Source organism: Chryseobacterium sp. SIMBA_029 (genome assembly GCF_046535275.1).
GTDB lineage: Bacteria > Bacteroidota > Bacteroidia > Flavobacteriales > Weeksellaceae > Chryseobacterium.
Map to the genome: position 1 here is coordinate 1 of NZ_JAWRXA010000549.1, position 257 is coordinate 257.

Sequence of the window (257 nt, forward strand, 5' to 3'; positions counted from 1 at the left end):
TTCTATGCCAGAGGACAAACGGGACAACAATTGCTTTTGGGAGCTTATCAGGCCTTAATGAGGCAGGTAGGAAAAGGCTCTGTACAATTGTTTTCAAGGCATGAAATGCTTGATCTGGTTACCATTGATGGCAAGGCCAGAGGCATTATCGTAAGGAATTTAGACACAGGAGAAATTGAACGTCATGCAGCACATGCTGTAATATTAGCAACAGGAGGTTATGGAAAGATCTATTACCTTTCTACATTAGCGATGGG

At 42.4% G+C, this 257-nt stretch carries 1 protein-coding gene; it reads left to right on the plus strand.

Annotation, left to right across the window (positions count from 1 at the left end; genetic code table 11):
- Positions 1-257, plus strand: a 257-nt coding sequence (locus tag SB679_RS25180; RefSeq protein WP_410705055.1) for an FAD-binding protein, incomplete at both ends; no start/stop codon positions are given.